Origin of the sequence: Dapis purpurea BLCC-M126, from assembly GCF_050015975.1 — a bacterium.
Taxonomy (GTDB): domain Bacteria; phylum Cyanobacteriota; class Cyanobacteriia; order Cyanobacteriales; family Microcoleaceae; genus Trichodesmium.
The window spans coordinates 1-5,774 of sequence record NZ_JBNHER010000182.1; the positions used below are offsets into that span (position 1 = coordinate 1).

The window sequence follows — 5,774 nt, forward strand, 5'->3', positions numbered from 1 at the left end:
TTCATTAATTGATAATTGATAATGGATAATTGATAATTACCTCTGGTTAAAACCGCTCTTGATTGAATATAAGGAAATATTATTTCTTTTCTCTTGGTCGATTGGATATGCCGAGGAGACCTCGGCATCCCTCGACCGCTTTTTCCTCTTGAAAGAGGAGGCTTTAAACCTGAATTATTTAATTAATAATTAATAATTAATAATTATTCGGTAAATATCTACAGGAAATTTAAGTTCTTTCCAGCTTTTAAGCCTTCTTACTTCTTCCTTCTTCCTTACCCTTACTTACAATATTGATGCTACCGGACTTGATATAACTTGATTCTATATAAGCATTTAGCGGTCAGTTATTAGCTATTAGCTTCAGATGAAAAATTTAGGTTATACAAATGTTGGGAGTTATATTTTAAGAAAAAAGAATATTGAATAATTAATTATTACGTCTTCTGTAATAGAAGGATAGGCTAAAAAGAATTTTTTGCTTTTTTATCCACGAATGGAGAAGCTTTATACCTTGATTTTTCGGTAAGAAAGAATTATTTGAATCTTGTATTAATGCTCAGTGGAATATTTATTAATTGTAGAGCTGTAGGGACGTTTCATGGAACATCTCTACAGTCTTTTTCAAGTTATCTAATAATTAATCCTTCAACGTCGAACGCATAGTCGGGAACATAATCACATCTCGAATACTTTGAGTATTTGTCAACAACATCACCACACGATCAACTCCAATACCCATTCCACCACAGTTAGGCATTCCCAATGACAATGCCTGAATAAAGTCTTCATCCATTGGGTGCGCTTCATCATCCCCCGCTTCTCTTTGGGCGATCTGTTCCTCGAAACGTTTACGTTGATCTTGAGGATCGTTTAACTCAGAGAAACCATTGGAATATTCGGTACCGTGAATAAATAACTCAAATCTTTCCACAAAACCTGGTTTACTATGATGTCTTTTTGCTAACGGACTAACTTCAACAGGAAAATCAATTATAAAGGTAGGTTGAATTAAAGTTGACTCTACTTTTTGGTCAAAAACTGCATATAAAAGATAACCTAAACTTTGAGTTTCTAATTTAGATAATTTGAGGTTTAATTTTTCTGTTGCTTTAATTGCTTCTGGCAATTCTAAGTTGTCAAAATCTAATCCAGTTTCATCCTTAACTGCTTCTACCATTGTTTTAACTTGCCAATGTTTGCCAGTGAAATCAGGATATTTTTGACTATGGTCATATTTGCGTTCCAAACTAATAGTTTGCCCTTGATATTCTATCTCTTTTAAATCTCCCAAAATATTGGTCATGCTATAACAAATAACATCTTCTACTAAGCCCAAAATTTCAAAATAATCTGCATAAGCTTGATAAACTTCTAGGGAAGTAAATTCAGGATTATGGGTACTATCAATTCCTTCATTTCTAAATACTCGCCCTAACTCAAACACCCGTTCAAAACCTCCACAAATTGCCCTCTTCAGAAATAATTCCGTAGCAATTCGCAAATATAAATCTACATCCAAAGCATTATGATGAGTAACAAAAGGTCGAGCAGCAGCACCACCATAAATTGCTTGTAAAGTTGGTGTTTCTATTTCATCAAAACCAGCATCCCAAAGATAACTACGAATACTTTGGAGAATTTTACTTCGCATTCTAAAACGCTGTAAAGATTCAGCATTTCCAGCCAAATCCATTTCCCTATGACGGCGACAAATTTCTGGGTCATTTACACCATAATAAGAGTCAGGAAAAGGAATAATAGCTTTGGAGAGAACTTCTAGTTTATTTACCTGAATTGATAACTCACCTCTATTAGTCCGACAACCTATCCCTTCCGCACTAATAAAATCTCCTACATCTAACAATTTTTGAATTTGTTTAAAGCCTAAACCAGGGTCGCCCGTAACTAATTTTTTCTCAATTTTCAGTTGAATTTTTCCTGTTTCATCTGTTAGGTTGATAAAACCAATACTACCACTATCACGCTTAGAAGTAATCCGACCACAAACTTTTAATAATTTGGCATCGGGGTCTGCTTCTCCTGCTTCTAATTCCTTTGCTGGAGGAGAAAATAAGTCGATAACTTGTTGAGTGGTGTGCGATCGCTGATAAGCTTTACTAGGATAGGGATCTATTCCTTGGGCGCGTAATTCATCGACCTTTTGTGAACGAACTTCTACTTCATTCCTGGTTTCGCTTTTAGCCATTAGTGATTTTACTCTCTAGATGATTATTGAAGTTAAAATGATACCATATTTTTATGTTTTTAGACTGTTATAAAGATTAAATTATTCCAAAATTAAATTGAAGCTCGTAGTTGCCCAGAAACCGGGTTTATAGTGGATAAATGTTGGTATGGTAAGGTATTTAATATAAACCCGGTTTCTTTAGACGGGCTATTTCAATTTATCAATAACAGCAATGAATGAGGATTAAAATTTATATAATAATTGAATATGCAGTAAAAATTGATATAATATTTAAAGATTTAGGAGAAAAAAATTATGAAAAGTGCAGTTGATATAGCTAGGTATTTTTTATGTCGTGTTGACAGAGAAGCAGGGGATACAATCTCTCCTTTAAAACTACAAAAACTTGTATATTATGCACAAGCTTGGAGTTTAGTATTTAGAAATAAACCTCTGTTTTTTCAAGATATTGAAGCTTGGGTTTATGGTCCTGCTATTAGTGATGTTTGGGATGAATATAAACCTTACCATTATCGGGATATTCCACCACCTGAAGAGTTAATAGAGTTTGCCAAAGATGAAATAGAAGTTCTTGAGGAAGTATGGGATACTTATGGAGAATTAAGTGCTAGATATTTACAAGAATTAACACATTCGGAAACTCCTTGGCGAAATGCCAGAAAAGATTTAGAACCAGCTCAACAATCGAATAATATTATTTCTCACTCAGATATGAAAGCTTTCTATTCTAAGATGGTAGAGGTGGAGGCTTAATTGAGCAAAAAAAATAGAATAAAAAAACTTTCAGGGAAAAATAAAGGCAGACAAATTTCTGCTCAAGCAACCCCACCATTAGAGAGTAGTACCGACAATGAAAATCCTAGCTTTAGATTTACATACACAGATAAAAATTGTTGGATTTTGTCTGATTGGAATCCATCAGAAATTAATGATTTAATTCAAGGATTAAAGAAAATAGAAAAGTATACTTGGGCGCAGATAAAAACTCAAGGTTCTAAAAAACCTGGTTTATCAGTTGGAACAGGTTATAAGTTAATTAGTAGTCATCCACCTTTACCAGAAAATATACCGAAACAGATTAAATTGTCAGAAATGAGAATAGATGAAAAAAAGCGAATTTTTGGATTTCGGGTAGATGCAGTTTACTATATAGTTTGGTTTGATAGAGACCATTCTGTTTGCCCTGAATAATTTATATCAAGCCAAGGTAAAATCCTTGGCTCATAGCTTAAGTCATCTTAAAGATGACTAAAATTATTTATACGGTCTTTTTGTATTTTGGTTAATTAATGCAATCTGATACTACAGGTATAATATTTAAGAATATTCCTAAAACCTGAAAAACTATGATCGACAAATTTGATAGTTTTGTTGCATTAGCAAAGCAGAAGTACAAAAAAACGCTTACTTCTGTTGAGGAAAAGTTATTAAAGGCTATTGTTGCAGGAGAAGTAGCTGATTATCAAGTTAAATCCCTAGCACTTAATAATTCAGCTCAAGCAAGAACATCGAAAAAAGAGGAAATATTATCTGCTAAGTTTATTGAGTGGCTATGTACAGATGTGGAAGCTTTTCAATATTTTACTAATCATGGTTTACAGGTTTGTGGAGCTAAGATTGCGGGGAAATTAAATCTTGAGTTTGTTAAGTTTGAAAGTTTATTGTATTTCACAGAATGTGTTTTTACAGAAAAAATTATTCTCAGGGGAGCGAAAGTAGAAGAAGTTAAGTTTGATGGTAGTCAAGTTGTTGGTATTAATGCTGATTTGATTGAAGTTAGGGGGAATTTATATCTACACAATGGCTTTCAGAGTAAGGGTAAGGTAAGTATAGCTGGAGCTATTATTGGTAGTACACTAGATTGTAGTAGAGGTCATTTCTCTAATACTAATAAAAAAGGAGATGCACTCTTTGCTGATAATATAGAAGTCAAAGCCGATGTATTTATGAGTAATGGTTTCAAGGCTGAGGGTAGAGTTACTCTATCTGGAGCTACCATTGATGGTAAACTAGATTGTAGTAAAGGTCATTTCTTTAATAAAGAAGCAGATGGACTCAGTGCTAATAATTATGCACTCAGTGCTAATAATAATTATGCACTCAGTGCTAATAATATAGAAGTAAAAGGTTCTGTATTTCTGAGTAATGGTTTTAAGGCTGAGGGCATAGTTAGTCTAGGTGAAGCTAATATTGGTGGTCAACTAAATTGTAATAAAGGTCATTTTTATAATAAAGGAGGATATGCGCTCCTTACTGGAAATATAGAGGTCAAAGCTCATTTATTTCTGAGAAAAGGTTTTAAGGCTGAGGGTATAGTCAGTCTATCTGGAGCTACTATTGGCGGTGTACTTGAGTGTAGTGATAGTTGTTTCTCTAATCCAGAAAAAGATGCACTCCTTACTGAGAATATAGAGGTCAAAGCTCATTTACTTCTGAGAAAAGGTTTTAAGGCTGAGGGTAGAGTCAGTCTATCTGGAGCTACTATTGGTGGTCAACTAGATTGCCGTCAAGGTCATTTCTGTAATCCAGAAAAAAATGCGCTCAATGCTAATAATATAGAAGTTAAAGCTGATGTCTTGCTAAGTAATGATTTTAATGCTGAGGGTGAAGTAGATTTAACAGCAGCAAATATTAAAGGAAATCTTGACTGCACTAATGGCAACTTTTCCAACGAAAAAGGCAATGTTTTATCTGCCGAAGGAATCAATGTTGACGGAGATATTATATTAGATCGAGGAACTTTTAAAGGGAAAATTTACTTAGTTAGTGCTAGAGTTGATGATACTTTAAGTATGGTCAAAATTAAACTCAATTTCCCACTATATCTATTTATTCTATATTCTTTCATTAAAAATATAAAGAATTATCGGGTCGCATCACTACTTCAAAAAGAATATCAAAGAAGAGAATCAGCATCTCATTACATGAAATTAGACCTACAATTTGCCAGAATAGCTCGCCTCAAAGATGATGAACAAAGTTGGCCTCAACAGAACAATCTCAACCTTGATGGTTTTATTTATCAGAAATTTAGTACAGATAATAATACTCCTAAAGATAGCAAAACTAGGTACAAATGGCTTAGACTTCAACCAGACTTTTTTCCTCAAACTTATGAACAACTAGCTGAAGTTTTCAAAAAAGAGGGCGAGCCAGATGCTGCTAGAGAAATTTTAATTCGTAAAAAAAGAGATATTAAACCAAAACTCAACTACTTAGATCAATTTTGGAACAGCATTCTAGACGTTACAATTGTTTATGGCTATCAACCTGCAAAAGCTTTATTTTGGAGTAGTATTTTTATATTAGCTGGTTTTTATTTCTTTAATTTAGGTTATGAAAATTGTGCAGAATTAATATCTAATAATAAATGCCTATTTTCACCATCTTCTAGAATCATTCCATATATTAAAGATGAACAAACTAACGAAAATAAAAAAATTGATATAGACTATCCAAAATTTAATTCGTTTTGGTATTCATTAGATACATTCATCCCAATAGTTGACTTATATCATGTTCGGATGATCACTTATAATAAAGCCAAAATCATTACAGTAGA

General features: G+C 33.2%; 4 protein-coding genes. 3 read left to right on the forward strand and 1 reads right to left on the reverse strand.

The window, feature by feature from the left end; genetic code table 11:
• Positions 1 to 640: 640 nt before the first annotated feature.
• A complete protein-coding gene (lysS, locus tag ACP6PL_RS15955; protein ID WP_426546250.1) occupies positions 641 to 2,209 on the reverse strand; it encodes a lysine--tRNA ligase in 1,569 nt (522 codons plus the stop codon).
• Between the two features lie 297 nt (positions 2,210 to 2,506).
• Between lysS and ACP6PL_RS15960 the strand changes: the two genes are divergently transcribed.
• The 3 genes from ACP6PL_RS15960 to ACP6PL_RS15970 form a co-directional block, all read left to right on the forward strand.
• Positions 2,507 to 2,965, forward strand: a complete 459-nt coding sequence (locus ACP6PL_RS15960; protein WP_426546251.1) for a Panacea domain-containing protein — start codon at positions 2,507 to 2,509, stop codon at positions 2,963 to 2,965.
• Positions 2,966 to 3,403 (forward strand): MAG6450 family protein, encoded by a 438-nt coding sequence (locus ACP6PL_RS15965; RefSeq protein ID WP_426546252.1) that lies wholly within the window; start codon positions 2,966 to 2,968, stop codon positions 3,401 to 3,403. It begins immediately after the preceding gene.
• A gap of 155 nt (positions 3,404 to 3,558) precedes the next feature.
• On the forward strand, positions 3,559 to 5,774 hold a 2,216-nt coding region (locus ACP6PL_RS15970; protein ID WP_426546253.1), incomplete at its 3' end, for a hypothetical protein.

Coding starts and splice junctions, on each gene's coding strand:
- lysS (WP_426546250.1), bottom strand. CDS start 2,209: ATGGCTAAAAGCGAAACCAGGAATGAAGTAGAAGTTCGTTCACAAAAG.
- ACP6PL_RS15960 (WP_426546251.1), top strand. CDS start 2,507: ATGAAAAGTGCAGTTGATATAGCTAGGTATTTTTTATGTCGTGTTGAC.